Annotated in this window: 10 protein-coding genes and 3 pseudogenes; 12 read left to right on the forward strand and 1 reads right to left on the reverse strand. The window is 64.6% G+C overall.

Annotation, left to right across the window (positions count from 1 at the left end; translation table 11 throughout):
• Nucleotides 1-334: 334 nt before the first annotated feature.
• From ACG83_RS39155 to ACG83_RS39180, 6 genes are all read left to right on the forward strand, one after another.
• Nucleotides 335-1,855 (forward strand): long-chain fatty acid--CoA ligase, encoded by a 1,521-nt coding sequence (locus ACG83_RS39155; protein WP_054571319.1) that lies wholly within the window; start codon nt 335-337, stop codon nt 1,853-1,855.
• Nucleotides 1,856-2,112: 257 nt separating this feature from the next.
• Nucleotides 2,113-3,306 carry a xylose isomerase gene (gene xylA, locus ACG83_RS39160; protein WP_054571320.1) on the forward strand — a complete coding sequence of 398 codons (1,194 nt, stop codon included), beginning with the start codon at nt 2,113-2,115 and terminating at the stop codon, nt 3,304-3,306.
• A gap of 15 nt (nt 3,307-3,321) precedes the next feature.
• Nucleotides 3,322-4,791 (forward strand): xylulokinase, encoded by a 1,470-nt coding sequence (locus tag ACG83_RS39165; RefSeq protein WP_054571321.1) that lies wholly within the window; start codon nt 3,322-3,324, stop codon nt 4,789-4,791.
• A 91-nt stretch (nt 4,792-4,882) separates the two neighbouring features.
• Nucleotides 4,883-5,788: an SMP-30/gluconolactonase/LRE family protein gene (locus tag ACG83_RS39170; RefSeq protein WP_054571322.1), complete on the forward strand. Its 906-nt coding sequence runs from the start codon at nt 4,883-4,885 to the stop codon at nt 5,786-5,788.
• 316 nt (nt 5,789-6,104) lie between these two features.
• Nucleotides 6,105-7,394, forward strand: coding sequence for an alpha/beta hydrolase (locus tag ACG83_RS43380; RefSeq protein ID WP_200931461.1), 1,290 nt, complete (start codon nt 6,105-6,107; stop codon nt 7,392-7,394).
• A gap of 332 nt (nt 7,395-7,726) precedes the next feature.
• Nucleotides 7,727-9,433: an AMP-binding protein gene (locus ACG83_RS39180; protein ID WP_054571324.1), complete on the forward strand. Its 1,707-nt coding sequence runs from the start codon at nt 7,727-7,729 to the stop codon at nt 9,431-9,433.
• 484 nt (nt 9,434-9,917) lie between these two features.
• On the opposite strand, the pseudogene ACG83_RS47385 reads toward ACG83_RS39180, so the two are convergent.
• Nucleotides 9,918-10,960, reverse strand: a pseudogene (locus ACG83_RS47385) (transposase); the annotation flags it as partial.
• Between the two features lie 544 nt (nt 10,961-11,504).
• Here ACG83_RS47385 and ACG83_RS39190 point away from each other — a divergent pair.
• The 6 genes and pseudogenes from ACG83_RS39190 (at nt 11,505) to ACG83_RS39210 (ending at nt 19,361) form a co-directional block, all read left to right on the forward strand.
• Nucleotides 11,505-12,209: a hypothetical protein gene (locus ACG83_RS39190; RefSeq protein WP_152991647.1), complete on the forward strand. Its 705-nt coding sequence runs from the start codon at nt 11,505-11,507 to the stop codon at nt 12,207-12,209.
• Nucleotides 12,178-14,418 carry an alpha-L-rhamnosidase gene (locus tag ACG83_RS39195; protein ID WP_054571326.1) on the forward strand — a complete coding sequence of 747 codons (2,241 nt, stop codon included), beginning with the start codon at nt 12,178-12,180 and terminating at the stop codon, nt 14,416-14,418. The genes ACG83_RS39190 and ACG83_RS39195 overlap by 32 nt, the downstream gene beginning before the upstream one ends.
• 948 nt (nt 14,419-15,366) lie before the next feature.
• A complete protein-coding gene (locus ACG83_RS43390) occupies nt 15,367-16,890 on the forward strand; it encodes a CocE/NonD family hydrolase (RefSeq protein ID WP_235498480.1) in 1,524 nt (507 codons plus the stop codon).
• Between the two features lie 119 nt (nt 16,891-17,009).
• Nucleotides 17,010-17,254, forward strand: a pseudogene (locus ACG83_RS47390) (ISL3 family transposase); the annotation flags it as partial.
• A 66-nt stretch (nt 17,255-17,320) separates the two neighbouring features.
• Nucleotides 17,321-17,691: pseudogene (locus ACG83_RS39205) on the forward strand (ABC transporter permease); the annotation flags it as partial.
• A 116-nt stretch (nt 17,692-17,807) separates the two neighbouring features.
• Nucleotides 17,808-19,361, forward strand: coding sequence for a S9 family peptidase (locus tag ACG83_RS39210; RefSeq protein ID WP_063793359.1), 1,554 nt, complete (start codon nt 17,808-17,810; stop codon nt 19,359-19,361).
• Nucleotides 19,362-19,483 lie beyond the last annotated feature (122 nt).

Genomic DNA, 19,483 nt, shown 5'->3' on the forward strand with positions numbered 1-19,483 from the left:
CCGGTCTGGTGCTCCAACTGCCCCTGTTGTGGGGAAATAGCTTAGCGCTGATGCTGCGGACCGATCGCGTCGCGGACGTCTACGTGTTTCCTGCCGGGCTCTTGGGTCGGTGAAAGCTACCGAAACTACGCACCCGTGGTCGGTGACTGAACGTCGCGATCCTCGAACTGGCGAACCTCTGCCCCTGTGAATGACTGCTGATCCGACCGGGCCGGCCGGTGTGATCCTGATTTGGAGTCTGGTCTGTGGTGGGCCGGAAAATCTCCTGAAGGTCGTTTCACTGTGGCTGCTCCTCGACGCCCCTCCTACCCGCGAACCCTCCTAAGGAGAACTCATGTCGTTCAATCTGGCCGGCATCCTCCGTGAATCGGCCAAAGCGCGTCCAGGAAGCCTTCTGTGTCAGATCAATGAGACGCCCTTCACTTACTCGCAGGTCGACGAGATTTCCGGGCGAATCGCAACGAGCCTGCTGGGACTGGGACTGGATCCGGGTGACAAGGTTGCGGTTCAGCTGCCCAATCTTCCCCAGTTCGTCTTCACCTACTTCGCGGTCCTCAAGGCCGGTCTGGTGCTGGTTCCCTTGAACCCGCTGCTGAAGGCCCCTGAGGTTGCATACCATCTGCGTGATTGCGACGCCAAGCTCCTGGTGACTTTCGAAATGTTTGCCGCAGAGGCGCGGCGTGGCGCGGTGGAAGCCGGCGGCGTTCCGACGTATGTCGTCAACCTTCCGGACAGCACCGCGCTCCCGGAAGGGGCGAAACACTACGACGAGCTCTACTTCGCCGAGGACGGTCGAGACCTCCACCCGACGAATGCCGACGACACCGCGGTTCTGATCTACACGAGCGGAACTACCGGGCAGCCCAAGGGCGCCGAACTCACCCACTTTCAGCTGTACATGAACTGCACCATAACCGGGGAGCTGTTCGGGCTGCACCGCGAGGACATCCATCTCGCGGTGCTGCCACTGTTCCACGTTTTTGGACTGTCCAGCGTGCTGAACTGCACAGTCCGGCACGGCGCGGCGCTGGTGCTTGTCCCCAGGTTCGAACCCGAAGCCGTGATCGATGCCATCGAGAAGAACCGGTGCACCGTGTTTTCGGGCGTGCCGACGATGTACGCCGGTCTGCTCAGCATCGACACCACGCAGCGAGATCTGTCATGCCTTCGGGTTGGGGTGGCTGGCGGCTCCTCGCTTCCCGGTCATGTGATCAGATCCTTCGAGAAGAAGTTCCAGAGTTGCGTCATCCTCGAGGGATATGGGCTTTCGGAGTCTGCTAGCGCGACGACGTTCAACATCAACGCCGAGCAGCGCAAGGTGCTCTCGGTCGGCAAGCCGATCTGGGGGGTCGAAGTTCGGGTGGTGGACGAGAAGGGCAATGAACTGCCGTCTGGACCTGAGCACATCGGCGAGATCGTGATTCGGGGTCACAACATCATGAAGGGATATTACAAGCGACCCGAAGCCACTGCTGAGGCCCTCCGCGACGGCTGGTTCCATACCGGCGATCTGGCGTACACTGACGGTGACGGCTACTTCTATATTGCCGACCGAAAGAAGGATCTTGTCATCCGGGGTGGCTACAACGTCTACCCGCGTGAGGTCGAAGAGGTCCTGTATGCACACGACGCTGTGGTTGAGGCAGCCGTGATCGGGAAGCCCGACGACCGGTTGGGTGAGGAGATCCTCGCGTTCGTTGCCTGCGCGGAGGGTGTATCGGTATCCGCCGATGAACTAATTGAATTCACCAAGGAGCGACTCGCGGCCTACAAGTATCCCCGCGAGATCCGCTTTGTGGCTGAATTGCCAAAGGGTTCTACCGGCAAGATTCTTAAGAGAGAGTTGACGCCCTGAGTCGGTGCCGATTCCGGCGAGTTCACCCATTCCGGCAATATCAGGCGTGCTGGTCACGATCCTGCTCGACCGTGGCCGGACAGTCCAATCCTGGAAGGTCAGAAACCATTCGGCGATCTCGAACGTGCCGCATCCGTGCCCGGCGCAATAGCTGCGATCCAGGCCAGGGCAGGGCTCGGCATGACGTTGGGCGATCCGTCCCGGCGGCTTCATGTTTTCGGCAGTACAAGGCTGCCGGCAATGGCGAGAGGTGTGAGATGGTGCGGCAGCCGACGCGTGAGGACAGGTTCTCCTTCGGCCTGTGGACGGTCGGCTGGACCGGCGCGGATCCGTTCGGCGCGGCGACCCGTCCGCCGCTCGACCCGTGGGAGTACGCGGGCCGGCTCGCCGAGCTGGGGGCGTGGGGGATCACCTTCCACGACAACGACGTGTTCCCCTTCGACGCGGATGAGACGACACGGGACGCGCGGGTGGGAAGGCTGAAGGCGGCGGCGGACGACGCCGGGCTGGTGATCGAGATGGTGACCACCAACACCTTCACCCACCCGGTGTTCAAGGACGGTGGGCTGACAGCCAATGACCGGTCAGTGCGCAGGTTCGGGCTGCGCAAGGTGCTGCGCGCGGTCGACCTGGCGGCGCGGGTGGGCGCGACGACGTTCGTGATGTGGGGCGGCCGGGAGGGCGCCGAGTACGACGGCTCCAAGGACATCTACGCGGCGATGGAACGCTACAAGGAGGGCATCGACACCGTCGCCGGCTACATCCGCTCGCAGGGCTATGACCTGCGGATTGCGTTGGAGCCGAAGCCGAACGAGCCCCGCGGCGACATTCTGCTGCCGACGGTGGGGCATGCGCTCGCGCTCATCGCGGAACTCGACCACCGCGACATCGTCGGGCTCAACCCGGAGACCGGGCACGAGCAGATGGCGAACCTGAACTACACGCACGCGCTCGGCCAGGCGCTGTGGAGCGGCAAGCTGTTCCACCTCGACCTGAACGGCCAACGCGGGCTGAAGTACGACCAGGACCTCGCTTTCGGGCACGGTGACCTGCTGTCGGCGTTCTTCACCGTCGATCTGATCGAGAACGGCTTCCCCGGCTACCCGGATGGCCCCCATTACACCGGGCCGCGGCACTTCGACTACAAGCCGTCCCGTACCGAGCACCTGGACGGAGTGTGGGCGTCGGCCGCTGCCTGCATGTCGACCTACCTGATGCTCGCCGAGAAGGCGGCCCGCTTCCGGGCGGATCCGCGGGTGCGTGAGGCCATCGCGTACTCGGGTGTGCTGGAACTGGCCGAGCCGACGCTCGCACCGGCGGAGACCGCCGCGGACCTGCTCGCCAGCGGAGCCACCGGTGCCGTCGACAACTTCGACCCGGATAAGGCTGCCGAGCGTGATCTCGGGTTCGTCCACCTCCAACAGCTCGCCCTCGAACACCTCCTCGGCTGAGCGGGACGGGTTGTTGTGACACTGGTCGCGGGCATCGACTCGTCCACCCAGACGTGCAAGGTCGTCGTCTGCGACGCCGAATCCGGCCGCGTCGTCAGATCCGGGACGGCGCCGCATCCCGACGGGACGGAGGTCGATCCCGAGGCCTGGTGGACCGCACTGCTGATTGCCGTGGAGCGGGCCGGTGGCCTCGCGGATGTGGCGGCCCTGTCGGTCGCTGCCCAACAGCACGGGCTGATCTGCCTGGACAGCGCCGGGCAGGTGATCCGGCCGGCGCTGTTGTGGAACGACACCCGGTCGGCGCGGGCCGCCCGTGACCTGGTCACCGACCTCGGGAACGGCGACCAGGCCAGGGGCGCCCAGGCCTGGGCCGCCGCGGTCGGGTCTGTGCCGGTCGCGTCGTTCACCGTGACGAAGCTGCGCTGGCTCGCCGACCACGAGCCCGCCGCCGCGGCCCGGATCGCCGCTGTCGCGCTGCCCCACGACTGGCTGACCTGGAGGCTGTCCGGGGCCCACGCGCTCGCCTCACTGCGGACCGACCGCTCCGACGCCTCGGGAACCGGCTACTACGACGCATCGGGAACTGGCTCATACGATCCGCCCGGCGGCCGCTATCGACGTGATCTGCTCGCGCTCGCACTGCGCCACCGTCACACCGATGCGGACCGGATCGTCCTGCCCGCGGTTGCGCGGCCCTGGGACGCGGTCGGGCGTGGCGACCCCGCGTTGGGTCTCGGCCATCTGTTGCTGGGCCCAGGTTGCGGGGACAACGCCGGTGCGGCGCTCGGCCTGGACCTGCGGCCCGGGGACTGCCTGATGTCGCTGGGCACCTCCGGCGTGGTCGCCGCCGTCTCCACGGCGAGCACGGCGGACGCCTCTGGTGGCATCGCCGGGTTCGCCGACGCCACCGGCCACCACCTCCCGCTCGCCTGCACCCTCAACGGCAGCCGCGTGCTCGATGCCACTCGCCGGCTACTCGGCGTCGACCATGACGGATTCGACCATCTCGCTCTTGCCGCCCGGCCTGGCGCCGACGGCTTGGTCCTCGTTCCGTACCTGGCGGGGGAGCGCACCCCGAACCTGCCGACGGCGACCGGGAGCCTGCACGGGCTGACCCTGGCCTCGATGACGCCGGAGAACCTCGCCCGCGCCGCTGTCGAGGGCCTGCTCGGTCATCTGGCGGGCTGTGTGGAAGTCCTGCGCGCACAGGACGTGGCTGTCGAACGGGTGACCCTGGTCGGCGGCGGCGCCCGCTCCCTGGCCGTTCGCGAGATCGCGCCGGAGGTACTCGGGATCGACGTGACAACCCCCAGGCCGGGGGAGTACGTCGCCATCGGCGCCGCCCGCCAGGCCGCCACGGTGCTCGCGGGCCACCGGCCCTGTTGGGAGGAGATCGAGGCCGTCACACACACGGCCGCGCCGGCCCCGCCCAAGGTTCTTGACCGGTACCGAGCCGCCGCGGCGAAGGCGGCACGGAATCAATGATCTCCATATCTCCCGCGCTGGAGGAAAAGAACCCGCGGCGGTTGCCTCAACGGCGCAATTCTGTGAAAGGTAGTCAGGCAGGCCTGCGGCTATGGAGATAGAAAGGATCACAGCCTCGGTCACGTCCCATGGGGAGAGTCCGGTATGGGCGCCGGCCTGGGGCGGCCTCCATCTCGTTGATCTCCTAGCTGGCGACGTCCTCTCGCTCGACGTTCATACGGCAGCGGTATCGCGCAGGAACCTCGGCACGATCGTTGCCGCGTTGCGCCCGCGAGCCAACGGCGGAGCCGTGCTGGCGATGGAGCGAGGTTTCGCGCTTCTGGACCCGTCGGATGCGGTGGGCCTCTCCCCTTTCGGCGCGGATCGGGACGGTCGACGGTCTCCGCCGCTGCGCCTGCTGCCGGAGCTCTGGTCCGTGGAGGCCGGGATACGTATGAACGACGGCGCATGTGCTCCGAACGGGAACTTCTATTGCGGCTCCCTGACGTACGTCTCGGAACTCGGGGCAGCGGCACTTTACCGCCTCGACACCGACGGCTCTGCCACCGTGGCGCTGACCTCCGTCGGCATCTCCAACGGACTTGCCTGGAGCCCGGACGGCTCTCGCGCCTACCACATCGACGCGGCATCCGGCTGCATCGACGTCTTTGACTACGACCCGGACACAGGGCTGAGTAGCCGCCGACCGTGGGCAGCCGCGTCGGCCACGGACGGTACACCGAACGGACTCACCGTTGATGCCGATGGCGGAGTCTGGGTCGCACTCTGCGGGGGTGGGGCGGTGTGCCGCTTCGATCCGCGGGGCCGCATGGACGCAGTGCTCCGGGTTCCGGTGCCCCGCGTCACCGCGTGCACCTTCGGCGGTGACAACCTGGACACGCTCTACATCACCACCTCACAGACGGAGACCGATCGCGAGCGGCATCCCGCCGCGGGGGCCGTGTACGCCGCCCAAGTGGGCGTGCGCGGTTTGCCGGTCTCACTGTTCGCAGGTTAGTGGGCTTCGGGGGCTCCCGGTGAGGTCGGGAAATGCCAGCTCAGGCTGTCCGTTGTCGCCGCAACTGACCGACCAACCGGCTGGTCGTCAGTAGTCCTGGGGCGGCGGGTTGGCAATCGAAAGTCGGAAAGTGGCTCGCCATCGAGAGAGCTTGATGCTTCGGGCTGGATGCCCTTCCAGGACACTCGCTGCTGACCGAAGGGCTGCCGGGCAGGCCCAACCTGCAGTGATTCGCTGTGCACCCCCGCCGGCTGCGATCGGGCCTGTGGCGGCTCCAGCGGACGCGCGGGAGGATCGGCCACGGCTTGGCCCGGGGGTGAAAACCACCCGGATGTGTGGTTTTATGGACGAGTCGCGGCTGGCAGTGCTGCGCAGCAGGCTAGCGGAGGACTTGAACGTGATCTGGGTAAGCGGCCTTCTGGCTGCGCTCTCAATGGTGTTGGCGGTCGGCACATTTGCCTGGCAGGCTCCGGGGATCGGGCTTGTCGGTTCACTTGGTGGCTATGTTCCGGGGTGGCTGCTCGTCATGAGTTCGGCGGGAGCGGCGGCTGGCATCGGCGCGTGGCTGCTGAACCCCTCTGTTGTGGCCCTGATCATGATCGCGTTCTGTGTCCTCTCGGCTGCGGCCGGCGTCAAGGTAATTGTCGATCAGCGTCGGCAATTGAAATCGTTTGGTGTTCGATCATCAGCGAAGGATTACTTTGGCCGGCTTTCCTGGTCGAAGAATGGTCCGGACGACATCGTCACCTATGGTCCCGTCGACGGTCATTCACCGCGTATGGCTGTATATATGCCACGAACGTCTGTCGCCGCTGCGCCGGTTGTCGTCCACATCCATGGTGGGGGCTGGACGGCGGGCAGTGAGACGATCGATACGGCGTTCGCCCGGCATCTCACGGATCGCGGATTCCTCGTGTTTGCCCCCACCTACACGCTCGCGACCGAGAGTTTTCCGACCTGGGAGCTAGCTCCGCGCCAGATTGCGTGCGCGCTGGCGACGGCAAGAAAAATGAGCGAGAAGTACGGCGGTTCCTCGCGGCACTTCTACGTTACCGGCGGTTCTGCCGGTGGAAATCTTGCCCCACTCGTGGTGAATCGCATCGCGCGAGGAGAATCCTTCGGTCATGAGGGTGAGATGCCCGTGATAAAAGCGGTGGCCGTGAGTATCCCCGCCGTAGATCCAGGCTTCGCCGAAGGCAACCCATTTGCGATCTCCGGAACCCTGGCTCGACATTTTGCACAGAGATATACGGGTGGTACCCCGGAGGAGTTCCCCGAGCGATACGCGGCCGTCTCCGCTACTAACTTTGTTAGCCAAGCCTCGCCGCCGACATTGCTTGTGTATGGCCCCAACGACTGGCTGGTGCCGAGCCAAGGAATACTGACATACGCTCAACACGCACGCGCGATGGGTGCCGCTGTGAGTGCTGTTCCAGTCCCCTGGACGGGACACCTGATCGGCCTGAGTGGCGCCGGTAGCAAGGCAATCATCGAGTTGACCGTGAACTGGTTTGAGGCGCACTCGGGCATCGGTGAAACGGAGGAAAAGAAGGCCCACGATGAGTTGGCTGATGTGGCCGCGACCGCACAAGACTCTCTCGGGTAGTGACTTCGAAGCGCGGGGCGAGGATGCGGACAGTCGCACCCCATGTCCGTTATCGTGGTGGTTAGATCGTCGGCTCCGGGAGAGTTCGATCGATACATGGAGACGGACAGCGGCGGCGTCTTCCATGGTTCCCCCAGTGAATGACGTCCGCCAATTAGCCCCATGCCCGCGACGCACGGGCGTCACCGGTGGTGCTACCCCAGTGCGGGGGAAGCGCGGGAAGGTGCCAGCCGGCGGGGTCGCTCTAGACGAGGGAGGCGCATCCTCGCACCTGCGACTCCGGCGCTCATGCGCTGACTACTTGCACTTCGGCAAAAAGAATGGGAGCGACAATGAAGGCGACCGATGTCTACCGAGAGAGTAGAGACGAACTACTGAAGCTTTCGGGGAATCATGGACGGGCAGTACAGGAATTCCGGTGGCCGTCGCTCGGGGAACGATTCAACTGGGCGGTCGACTGGTTCGATGTCATTGCACGCCGAAATTCCCGTCCGGCGCTGATTATCGTCGAGGTGGACGGTTCTTCGACGCGCCGCTCGTTCGACGAGATGGCTTCCTCCTCGGACCGTCTTGCGGCCTGGCTAGCCGGCCACGGCGTCGGCAGGGGCGACCCGGTGCTGCTCATGCTGGGAAATCAGGTCGAACTCTGGGAGTCGATGCTGGCTGTGATGAAGCTGGGCGCCGTCATCATGCCGACGACGACCGCCCTCGGCCCTTCGGACCTCATCGAGCGGACCGTTCGGGGCGCCGTCCGACATGTCATCTGTAACGCGCAGGACACGAGCAAGTTCAACGATGTCCCAGGCGGCTACTCTCGGTTCAGCGTCGGCGCGGCACAGGGGTGGCTCGACATCAAGGCGGCCGAGGCCATCGAGACGGTACCGGCGCCGCACCCGGGGACCGCCCCGGACGACCCGCTGCTGCTCTATTTCACCTCGGGCACGACGTCGCGGCCCAAGCTGGTGCGGCATACACAGATCTCCTACCCGGTCGGGCACCTGTCGACCGTCTACTGGATTGGCCTGCGGCCTGGTGACGTCCATCTGAACATCTCGTCGCCAGGCTGGGCTAAGCACGCCTGGTCCTGCTTTTTCGCGCCATGGATCGCGGAGGCGACGATACTCGTCGTCAACTATCGACGCTTCGAGGCCGGACCTCTGCTGGATAGCCTCCGTGAATACGAGGTGTCGACGTTCTGTGCGCCCCCGACCGTCTGGCGCATGCTGATCAACACGGATCTGTCCGAGCGACCCGCGGCGCTGCGGGAGGTGCTCGGCGCAGGCGAGCCGCTCAACCCTGAGGTGATCGAACGGGTTCGCGCAGCCTGGGGGCTGACGATCCGCGACGGCTTCGGGCAGACGGAGACCACCGCCCAAGTTGGTAACACACCCGGCTCGCCTGTTCGACCGGGCTCCATGGGCCGGCCGCTGCCCGGGGTGCCCGTGGTGTTGGTCGATACGGTCTCCGGGGAGCCGGTGGTCGCTCCCGGCGAGGGTGAGATCTGCCTGGATCTCTCGGCCCGTCCCCTGCCACTGATGACCGGTTATCAGGACGATCCGGAGCGCACTGCGGAGGCGATGGCAGGCGGTTATTACCATACCGGGGATGTGGCGAGTGTCGATGTCGATGGATACATCACATATATCGGTCGTACGGACGATGTCTTCAAGGCCAGTGACTACAAAATTAGCCCTTTCGAGCTGGAATCGGTCCTGATCGAACACCCCGCGGTGGCCGAGGCGGCGGTTGTTCCCGCGCCGGACCCCGTCCGCCTGGCCGTCCCGAAGGCGTATGTCGCATTGGTGCCCGGGGTGGAGCCGACCGCGGCGACCGCGGAGTCCATCCTGCGGCACGCACGTGAGCGGCTGGCTCCCTACCAGCGAGTCCGGCGCATCGAGTTCTACGAACTACCCAAGACGATCTCCGGGAAGATCCGCCGGGTCGAGCTCCGCGCTCGTGAGAAGGACCTGTGCGAATGCCCGGCCGACAGCGCCAGCACTGAGTGGCGCGACGACCAGTTCCCGAGCCTCAAGAGCTGACCGGTCGGTTCTGAACCAGTGTTCGTCGGGTACATCCGTCACTCCGTGGCGCGCTTAGAGCACCTGGAGTGCGTTTGGGTGCGTATCTGTTCATGATCAAGGTGCGGTTCGCGCAAGCTGTCGGTTCCAGGTCTTGTCGTGGCGGGTCGCGACTCTTCGCCGGGCCTTCAGTTTGTTGATCAGTCGGTCGATGGCGTTCTGTTCCCGGTGCAGCTTGGCGTCGTGACAGAAAGAACGGCCACCCTCGCGGCCCTTGTTCCGCCGGTTCGCGGCTTGGTCGACCTTCTGCGGGACGACCGCCCTGATCCCACGGCGGCACAGGCAGGCACGGTTGGCCCGTACGAGTTACTTTTGTCACCGGCGACCGCGCTGGGTTGGGTAAGCGGACGACAGGCCGGTCCCCGCACTCCTGGCTAGCACGGGGATGGATTAAGCTTGATCTTTTACCTGTGCGGTGTTGGTGGGCGGTTATGGTGAGGTCCCGTCAGATGGTTTTTCCGACGTCGTGGTGGGGTGCGGGTCTGCGGTTGCGTGAGCCGGTAAGGGCGGCCGGGGCCAGCCTTGGTGGGTTTCGGTGTGCTGGCGGGGAGGGGCGTGATCGCGCGGATGTTCCGGAATCCTCGTCGGACTCGGGCGGGGGTGAGTCGTCCTGGTGGGGCGGGTTTCTCCCAGGGGCGGTGTAGGTCGCGGGCCAGGGGTCGGGCGAGGCGGAGCTGGGTGTGGACGGTGATGATTAGCCAGGTCCAGCGGTCGGCGGCCTGCGGGGTTCGGATCTTCGGGCGGGTCCAGCCGAGGGTCTGTTTGAACAGTCGGAAGGTGTGTTCCAGGTCGAACCGGCGCAGGAACGTCTGTCAGGCGCGGTCGATGTCGGCGGCGGTGGCGTTGGTGGCCGACGACCACAGCCAGACGGGCTTGGGATCGCGGTCGCCGGGCAGGTGATCGACCTGTAGGCGGATGAGGGTCCCTCCGATGATCGGTAGGTCTCCGGGGTGGTCGAGCCAGCAGGTGCGGTGGGTGAGCCGGGGTCACGTCGTACCCGGCGTCCATCACGATCAGGATGTTCGGGTCTCCGTCGTGCCAGTGCCCGGCGGCGATCAGACGGCCCACGACCGCCCGGAGCTGGTCGGCGGTCACCGCTGTGGCGTCGTCGGTGGGGCCGAGGCGAACTGCGTCCAGGACCGCGGTCCACGACGTCCGGCCGGACTCGAGGGCCGCGACGAACGAGTACGGCCAGCCAGGAATCAGCTGGGACTGGTTCTTCGTCCGGCCGTGCACATGGCAGAACAGCCGCTCCGCGCTGGTCGAGGCGTCCGAGCGCAGCCATGGGCTGACATCGACGGCCAGCACGAGTCGTCCGTCAGCGGCCGCGGGCAGCGGAAGGTCCGCGAGCGCACGTCGCAGCCGGGCGATCTCTCATCGGCCGCTGTTCAGCCCGTCGTACAAGGCTCCATGACCGCGACGGTGCTCCGGGGCCAGTGTCAGGTCGACCAGCGTCCGGACCGGGCCGCCGGTGCACAGCACCGCCTCCGGTTCGCCGTCCCGGGTGGCGGCTGCAACGCTCGACGTGATCTCTCGGACGGCAAAGTCCGGAAGGAGGCGGGTCTTCCTGCTGGGCTCTCGAGCTGGTGGAGGTCGGCAGATCTCTCCCAGGCTGTCCTGGTTGAGGGGTGCGGCAGATGATCTCGGTCGTGCACGGTGCGTACGCCGGTGGCTTCAAGCGCCCGCGCGAATCCCTTCCATTTGGAAGATTTTTGATGTAATCTTGATCACGTCATGCTTTGCGGCTCGCTAGTCTCGGAGGAGCAGAGGATCGGCCTTGTTGCGATTAGGATCTGCGGCGGGCTTCACTGCGGGTGCTGCCTTGGCGCTCGCGCGGTACAGGAGTCGCGACCAAGTGAGTGCATCGCGGCGCGGAGCGGTCCTAACGCAGCGCGATGATCGTGTCGCCGGGCCGTCGGGGGCGTGCCGCGCGACGAATTGCGGGATCTGGATCTGGATCGGGATCCGGCCGGTCCGAGCGGAAGTGGGAGTGGCTACCTCCCGAGCGCGTACCTTGCTTACGAGCCCGCTTTTGCTCACGCTGGATCACCTCCTGCGTTTCGGGCGGGACAACGTCATCAGGGTAGAGCTCGGGGCGCATGACGACAGCCAGTGGTGCGTGATCACGTGCTCGATCGGCAACGAGATCCTCGAGGTCGGTCGCCCTCTCGGCTCGGCCTGGGGACGTCGTATCGCGGACAAGGTGCGCTCACTCGATGCCTCGCGCCTTGTCACGAACGCCGTCAATGGCCTACTTGCGGCTACGGACGTGCTCCTCGGAACCAGCCCGACAGACGAGCCTTTCGACATCAATGTCATCCTGTCAAAGGATGGAGTGAGCGCCTTTGGTGCATCGGAGCTGGTCACGCGTAGGACCGAGGAGACGCACTCTCAGGCCGATGTCTGCGGCATCAACTACTCGGAGGCACGTTACGCTCTGGACGCGCAGCTTTTTCCTGAGCATATCCTGGTTGGTTCCGAGACCTTCCCCGGAGCCCTCGACGTGCTCTGGGAGTTGGTGGAGCGGCACCCACAGGTCATCGGTGACATCGCCTGGACCGCGTGGGACCACCTTGGAGAAGCGGGTGTGGGCCGCCCGTCTATGCCGACGACGCGGACCAACCGACCGCGCCGTACCGGGCTCGGATCCGAACGACTAGGCGGCGCGGGAAGCGCGCCGCCGCACGCTTGCAGAAGCCCACGGCATGACACGACAGGAGAACACCTTGCTGGCTGACGCTGAGCTCATAACCGCCGTAGACGCGCCGGGCGCTTTCACTCTGCACACCCTCATCGCCCTGGACCACGACCAGGTGCGTGCGGCCACGCTGCGTGGCACGGCCCACGGCGTGTTCGAAGCACGCATCGACGGACAGCCAGTCGGTGGGGTCCTCGCGCCGGGTTGGAGCGCATACGACCGACGTCTGCCAGTTGAACAGCACGATGTCACCGCGCTGATACGAGACGGCGCTCAGCTCCAGATCCTCGTCGGTAACGGATGGTGGCGCGGCAAGCTGGGCTTCGAAGGTCTGGGCCTGGATTATGGCGGCCGCATTGGGTTCATTGGAGAGATCGAGATCACGTACGCCAGCGGGCGTACCCAGCGGGTCAGCACCGACACCACATGGACCGCCCGCACCGCAGCCATTTCCGACAACAGTATCTACGACGGCGTGCGGATCGACGCGTCTGCGCAACCCCGGCGGCTGGAAGTGGAGGCACTGCCCATCGACCGCGCAGTGCTGGTTCCGCAGATCAAACCGCCGATCGAGCGTCAGGAGGTGATTCCACCCCGACGGATTTGGACTTCACCATCTGGTGGCACGCTGATTGATTTTGGGCAGAACCTCGTCGGCTGGACCAGACTGCGGGTGACCGGTCCGCGCGGAACGACGATTACTGTCCGCCATGCCGAGGTCCTCGAGAACGGCGAATTGGCGACGCGCCCGCTGCGCGGGGCCCGTGCCACCGATACATACATCCTCTCTGGTGGGGACGACCTGTTCGAGCCGACGCTGACATTCCACGGCTTCCGCTATGCGGAGTTCACTGGACTACCCGGGGAACTCGATCCCACGGCCGTCGAGGCGATTGTGGTGCACTCCCGGATGCGGCGGACGGGAACGTTCGAGTGCTCGGATCCGCGCGTTAATCGCCTAGTCATGAACTCGGTGTGGGGCCAGAAGGGGAATTTCCTCGACGTTCCCACCGACTGCCCCCAGCGTGATGAGCGTCTCGGCTGGACCGGTGATATCGCCGTATACGCGGCGACTGCATGCTACCAGTTCGACTGCGCGGACCTCCTCCACGGATGGCTGGAAGACCTGCGCGCGGAGATGGAGGTCGCCGGCTACGTGCCTTTTGTTGTGCCGAACGTCCTGAAGTTCGCGCCGAGAGAAGCATTGGGAGCGCACGCGCACATCGTCGGCCCCACCGCTGTGTGGGGCGACGCGGCTGTCTGGGTACCAGAAGCGCTGTGGCAAGCGTTCGGCGACTTGGAACGCCTCGCCGCACATTATCCTGCGATGGTTCTGCACCTCGAATCGATCCTGCCGCGTCTATCCGACACGGGGGTCTGGGATACGGGATTCCAGTTCGGCGACTGGCTGGATCCCACCGCGCCTCCGGAACAGCCACTCGCCGCGACGGCCGACCCTTCGGTCATCGCCACAGCGTGTCTTTACCGAACTGCCCTGATCGCAGCAGATGCTGCCGCGCATCTCGACCTGAAGGCGGACGAGCGACGATGGCGGAAACTCGCAGAGCGTACGAGGTCGGCGTTCCAGGCGCAGTATGTCGTGGAGGGTACTCGAATCACCTCGGATGCCCAAGCTGTGTATGCCCTGGCGATCCACTTCGGCTTGCTCGATGACGTGCAGAAGGCGGAGGCTGGCGAAAGACTCGCCTGTCTCATCGCGGAGGGCGGATATCGGGTCGGGACCGGATTCGCCGGGACACCGTTTGTGGTGTGGGCGCTGACCGAGACCGGGAATGCCGAGGTGGCGTATCGGCTACTGCTGCAGGAGGAGCCGCCGTCCTGGCTATATATGGTGGCGATGGGGGCGACCACCATCTGGGAGCGGTGGGATTCGCTGCTACCTGATGGCACGGTGAATTCGGGTGAGATGACGAGTTTCAACCATTACGCCCTGGGGGCGGTCGTCGACTGGCTGTATAAGTGCGTCGCCGGCATCCGTCCCGCCCAGCCTGGGTACGCACGTCTGCACCTAGCGCCGATCCCTGGGCCCGGACTCGACTGGGCACGCGGACAGGTGGAAACCCGCCGCGGACGGGTGGAGTGCGGATGGACTCGGCACAGCGATGGCGTCATCACGATCGAGTGCGTCGTCCCCGACGGCGTGGAGGCGGACCTGCACCTGCCCGACGGAACTACCCGCCTGCTCGCGAGCGGGTCACATCGCATTCGAACGGAGAAGGGCGCGTAGTGAAGAACGACAGCACGAAGGATGGGGTGGTGTGACGCTGACAATCGCACAGAAGGTGGAACTGCTGCAGGGGGTTGTGTCCTGAGTCGCAAATTTGGCGACTGATCATGGACTTAGTTCGTATCAACGACTCAGCACACTAGATACTTGGACGACGCAGCGTTTCGAGGGGGAAGTTGGAGGTGTGGTGGTGCGCATGTCAGACGGACCTCACTGCTGGGGCCATCATTTTCATCCTCAGATCTCGGGCCCGCTGTTTGGACGGATCGGTCAAGGCAAGCCCTTCGCACCCGCCTCATCGGCGGTGGTCGGTGTCGTGATGACGCCGGATGCAGGCGAGTTCTTGAACGGATTTTTGATGGGATCTGAGACGAAATGAGACGTGCGGAATATGAGCTTTGAACGGATGAAATGCTGCGCGGTGGAGGTGGCAAATCAACCGGAAAGTGACGGAACCTCATTAATCATGCATGTGCTTGGTTCGTGGCCGGGGAGGCTTGAGTACATCCTCCCGAGGATGGGTGGTGCAAAGAAATGATAGAAGTCGGCGGAATTGTCCCACACGCTTACGTGTGTCAAACTGTCGCCGGCGGCGGAGGTCCGTCGCTCGTCTCGTGCCTGGGAGGGGCGTTCATTTCCGAAAAACTCGGCCTACATGATGCCGAGGCCGCCGTGCAAGAGGTCCGGGTCCAAGCGGGGGCCGTAGCCGTCTCCGTCGACTATCTTGCACTCGGGATCCATTACCCGGCACCGAGTGATGACGCAGTGGAAGCGGCGTGAGGATCATGGCCGGTCGGATCCGCAATAGAGTCCATCCCGGCGGTAGGGCGCACGATGGCAGGTGAACGAATGTCGAAGCCTACTCTTCCGCTGTGGAATCGGTGGCACGCGCGCCGCACCGGCATACCGAAACCGGCACCCTGGCGCGTATGGCCCGTGCGCATTCCGATGCGCGACGGTGTGACTCTGGGTGCTGATGTCTATGAGCCGCTCGCGTCGTCCAGGGGCGTGATTTTGATCGTGGGTCCGTACGGTCGTGGGTTCATATTCACAGTGAGCTCTGCGCGAGCGTTCGCGGGGCAGGGGTATACGGTCGTTTTCGCGTCCACGAGGGGCACCGCCGATTCAGGTGGCGAACTCGACCCCATGCGCACTGACGCGCAAGACGGTCAGGACATCGTCGCGTGGATGCGCAGCCAGTGCTGGTACCCTGGCCGCTTCGCCGCAGCTGGCGGCTCGTACCACGGCTACGCTCAGTGGGCGCTCATGGCAGACCCACCGCATGACCTCGCGGCCGCCGTCGTTGTCATGGGACCGCACGACTTCGCCGAGTACACGTGGGGGTCTGGTTCGTTTCGCACCGACTTGATTGGATGGAGCGGACAAGTTGGCGGGCCACCCGTAAGCAGGAACCCTTTCCGCAACTTGAAGGTGCAAAGGGAGTTCCGAAGGGCGGTCGATGAGGTCATCAAGTCGGTTCCTGTGCTGTCCGCCGCCCAGCCTCTATTCGAAAATGATCGTCCGTGGGTGCTTGAGCGGATGAACCGCGACGATATCGACGAAGAATACTGGGCTCCGATGCGGCACGCTGCCGCACTCGAGACGTCGATGGTGCCCACCCTGGTGATTGCCGGGTGGCAGGACATTTTCCTGTCACAGTCCATGGAACAGTATCGACGTCTGCATGCACGTGGCGTCGACGTGGCGCTGACGGTTGGCGCATGGGTGCATGCCGATATCCTTCTCCGCGGTGGCGGCACAATCGTACGAGAAAGCCTCCATTGGCTGGAAGAATACTTGGGTGACAGCGGAGCGCGCGGAGCGTCCGTGAGAGTGCAGGTGCCGCCATTGAGGAGGTGGATCGAGCTGCCGGAGTGGCCACCCCACGTAGAAAGAAGAATCTGGCACCTGCACCCGGGCGCGCGCCTTGAAAGACATCCACCGGGTAGCGATGCCACCGCATCGGAGTTCGTCTATGACCCAGCGGATCCGACCCCGACCATCGGCGGAAATCTCATCAGCAAGGGCGGATACCGCAACGACTCCGCATACGTCGGCCGGCCTGATGTGCTGGTCTATGACACAAGCCCATTCAACACCGAGCTGGTTGTGCTCGGTGCTCCGGTCGTTACGCTTGCGCACCGTTCAGATCGTCCCGATGCGGACCTTTTCGTGCGGCTGAGCGACGTCGACCCAAGCGGGCGTTCGCGCGGGGTGTGCGAGGGGTACTGGCGTGCCCAGCGCGGCGAGTTTCCTTTCGATCTCTACCTAAACGACACCGCGCATATATTCGCGCGAGGGCATCGTCTGCGGCTGATCGTTGCCGGCGGATCTTTCCCTCAGTACGCGCGCAATCCCGGCACAGAAAAGAACCCGCTCACTGCGACCGAACTCTATTCGAATCGTCACGTGATCAAACATGCCGACGGTGCGTCAACGCTACGGCTACCGGTCGGCTCCTTTCCAGAATGAACCTGTACCCTGTGCCCCAGATTCCGCCGGTGCGGCCCGGTCGGCACGCTGGGCCAGGGCTCCGGCGTGATCGCGGTCTGGCGCTGGATCCGTCCGCGGCTTCGCCGGCCTCCTCCGCCCCCGCTGACGGCAACGCCGACCGACTCGATGAGTGGATCACCACGGCTCGTGCCGCCGACCTGCCTCACCTGCACTTCTTCACCTGCGGACTCGACATCGAGCGCGCGGCCGCCGATGCCGCCCTCACCCTGCCCCACCACAACGACGGCGCTGAAAGCGTGAACACCAAATCCAAACGGATATGCGTCAGCTGCACGGCCGTGCAGGCTCACCCTTCCTCGGTCACCGCATCCTGCTCGTCTAACACAGAGTAATCACCGAAAGTGAGTCAGAGCCGCCCGCACAGAACCCCGCCGACACGGCCCTCAACGCCCTAATTCTTGGACTCGGGTCCGTGGCACTCCTGGTTGGCGGGATCGGCGTCGCCAACACCGTCGTCATCTCCGTCCTCGAACGTCGCGGTGAGATCGGGCTGCGCTGCTCCCTGTGCGCCACCCGATCCCACATCCGCAGCGAGTTCCTCACGGAAGCGCTCCTGCTGCCGGCTATCGGCGGCACCGGTGGGCTGTTTCTCGGAATCGCCGTCACCACCCTGTACGCGAACATTCAAGATTGGCCCACCGTTATCCCGTCCTGGGCCACAGGGCACTTGGCCTCGACGCCACCCTCGTCATCGCCGGCCTTCACCCCGCCACCCGCGCATCCAAACTGCCACCCACTGAAGCAATGGCCGTGACGTGACCATGATGGCAGCAGGGGTCAGCCGATCCTATGCCGACTTGCCCCGCAGCGTCGCCGTAGTTCATATCTCGGCGCAGCTGATTGCCTTATTGTGAACTTCGCAGTAACCTCTCCCCATGAAATCAACGTGGAAGAATCTGTGCGCTGGGATCATCCTGGTCGGACTGTCCACCTCCTTTCTGTTCGGAGGTAAAGGTTTGGCTGTCGCCGTATCCGGCGATGATTCACCGAGCATCACGAATGAGTGCTTAAGTAGCGTGCCGGAGCGGGTCAGTAGCACACCGGTTCGCATCTGCTACACGGCGTTCCAGCCAGCGGGTGCGGATGCCGCCCACCCTGTGCCGGTCGTGCTCCAGAGTCATGGATGGGGAGGCGCGCGCGTCAAGGATCCGGCCTATTTCACTGACTACCTCGACGAAGGCATCGGTGTGATCAGCTTCGACCAGCGGGGGCACGGCGAGAGCGGCGGTTCCGCGCACCTTCAGGATCCGGACTTCGAGGGGCAGGACCTGCAGCGCCTCCTGCTCGCCGTCTCAGCGTTGCCTTGGGTTCAGCTGGACGGGCCAAGCGACCCGCGTGTGGGGACCATCGGAGGAAGCTACGGCGGCAGCTACCAGTTTCTCGCGGCTTTCGAGCAGATCCGTGCCACAGGCTCGACCGTCATCGATGCGATGGCACCGGACAGCACCTGGTACGACCTCAATGAAAGTCTGGCGCCCACCGGGCTCGTACGCACCCGGTGGGCAACCCTGCTCGGGGTGCTCGGTGGGATCAACATGGAGCCGGCCGCTGGTGCGTCGTTTCTCCTGGGCAGCACGACGGGTAAATGGCCCGACGGGTCCATTCCCGGCACGATTGACATGCAGGAGTATGCTGCACGCAGCGGTGCCGCCTGGCAAGTGCAGCACGGATTGCAGATCGACGTGCCAATGATGATCGGCTCCGGAGTCACAGACAACCTTTTTCCCCTCCAGCAAGGTCTACAGGTGTGGGACAAAGCGCTCACCGACAAAGCCAGGCGCAACAGCATCTTTATCGGGTTTAATGGCGGACACGCGATGCCGGCTGTGCGACCGATGGGAATCGGCGTAACGGGGGATCCTTGCAGCGCGATGCTCGGTAGCGACGGCTACGGCAAGCTGGTGGTCAGATTCATGTTTCAGGAGCTGAAGGGCGTCGACACGGGCTTGTCCGGCTTCGGCAAGATTCATCTCGCTACGGCGGCGGGCCGCTGCCAGACCGTCAAGTCTATCACGCCCAGCGTCACAATGCCCGTGTCAGCGGGTCTGGGCACGCAACTTGGAGGAAGCGCCCAGGTGGTAAAGATCGCGGACGGCCCGTTGACGATCGCGGGACGATCGACTGTTCATGCGTCAGTCACCACGATGATCCCAGACTCCTTCGCGTTCTATGCTCTAGCAGTGGGCACATCGGTTTTGGATGCGAAGATCGTGCAGAACAACATGCTTCCACTACGGGAACGCCGTGTGGTGACCGGGGAGGTGCAAGATCTTGAGCTGCCTAGCGTCGCAGTCGACATTCCGGCCGGGCAGAGCCTGTTCTTGATGGCGGCACCCAATCAGGATATGTTTACCGGCACGAGTACACTACTCACGGGCCCGGTGGAGCTATGCAACATCAGCGTCAGCCTTCCGGTGGTCGCCGACTGATATCACCTCGGTGTGGTGACACGCGAGGTACCCCCGTAGAGGATGCTGCCGATCCGACGTAGAATGCAGCTTCTGAGCGCATCCGCGTCGCATATCTCGTCGCATAGCCTCGACTTCTCGAT

The sequence above is a fragment of the Frankia sp. R43 genome, from assembly GCF_001306465.1.
In the GTDB taxonomy this organism is placed as follows: Bacteria; Actinomycetota; Actinomycetes; order Frankiales; family Frankiaceae; genus Parafrankia; species Parafrankia irregularis.

Coding starts and splice junctions, on each gene's coding strand:
- ACG83_RS39155 (WP_054571319.1), top strand. CDS start 335: ATGTCGTTCAATCTGGCCGGCATCCTCCGTGAATCGGCCAAAGCGCGT.
- xylA (WP_054571320.1), top strand. CDS start 2,113: ATGGTGCGGCAGCCGACGCGTGAGGACAGGTTCTCCTTCGGCCTGTGG.
- ACG83_RS39170 (WP_054571322.1), top strand. CDS start 4,883: ATGGAGATAGAAAGGATCACAGCCTCGGTCACGTCCCATGGGGAGAGT.
- ACG83_RS39180 (WP_054571324.1), top strand. CDS start 7,727: ATGAAGGCGACCGATGTCTACCGAGAGAGTAGAGACGAACTACTGAAG.
- ACG83_RS39195 (WP_054571326.1), top strand. CDS start 12,178: ATGACACGACAGGAGAACACCTTGCTGGCTGACGCTGAGCTCATAACC.
- ACG83_RS43390 (WP_235498480.1), top strand. CDS start 15,367: ATGCGCGACGGTGTGACTCTGGGTGCTGATGTCTATGAGCCGCTCGCG.
- ACG83_RS39210 (WP_063793359.1), top strand. CDS start 17,808: ATGAAATCAACGTGGAAGAATCTGTGCGCTGGGATCATCCTGGTCGGA.